Raw genomic sequence first — 959 nt, 5'->3', positions numbered from 1 at the left:
GTTCTGAAGGTTATATAGACTTCGGCTTGTCTAAAAAACAATCTATTTAATATTCTAGTCGTAAAAATAGTCGGAAAGATTCTCACTTTCTTCCCGGCTATTTCATTATTTAACACTCACTCAGCACATTAAACGCCCCGTCACACCCCTTAACAGATTGTTTATCCTGATAAAATTCCTTTCGCAACTCCTGTACTTCGTTACAATCCACGAGCAGGATCATCCTGCCTTCTGAGATTTTTACGGTAACCCCTGTTCCGATATCAAATTAGTTACGGTCATAATCCACTTAGCTGAATTGTTCCATTATGGCTAACGCCTTGTGGCGCGTCGGGTCAACACAGAATTTTGGGGAAAATGGGACAGTCGAATTTAATGGAAACCTCCCGTTTTTACATCTCTATCAGCACATCAGAACTCCTTTCCTTTAATCCAGATAAAGCTATTTATTCAGTTCATATTCCTTGTAGCATTGAGTGGACAGTCTAGTTTCCCCAGTAATATCTGCCCTAATATCGAATTCAAAAAACTCTAGCTAATCGTATTTACAGTGCACAATACCACCGGGCCATTCATTTTATATTTTGGTATTTAACCTTTTTATTAAGTAGTAAAATAACTATCGTGCAGATAGATATCTTATCAGGGTGTGGCGGTAGCGTACGTACTCTGACCTAGTCGTCCCTGGAATGTAAGAACAATACTACGGGCCTGATTCGCTGTACCGCCTGCTAAAACACTATTAAAACACAGTGCACATTTTCGATATGACGCTGCGGATAACCTCGCCGCCAGTGACGACGACCCGCCGGTCACCGATAACCGCCTGCAACACTGGCAGAATCTGTTTATGCAGTATGACGCCTGGGGCAACCTGGTCCGCCGCCGCAGTGGTCTGTATGAACAGCACTATGCCTGGGATGCAGAAAACCGCCTGATATCGGCGCAGGGAACCGGCC

The 959-nt window shown here is 43.7% G+C and carries 1 protein-coding gene; it reads right to left on the bottom strand.

What is annotated here, in order from left to right; genetic code table 11:
• Positions 1-109: 109 nt before the first annotated feature.
• Complete coding sequence (locus NNO04_RS23000) at positions 110-262, bottom strand: SymE family type I addiction module toxin (RefSeq protein ID WP_442870766.1); 153 nt, start codon at positions 260-262, stop codon at positions 110-112.
• Between the last annotated feature and the right edge of the window lie 697 nt (positions 263-959).

It is taken from the genome of Citrobacter sp. Awk 4, assembly GCF_028069725.1.
Lineage (GTDB): Bacteria > Pseudomonadota > Gammaproteobacteria > Enterobacterales > Enterobacteriaceae > Citrobacter_D.
This window is presented reverse-complemented; position numbering and strand designations above follow the sequence as displayed.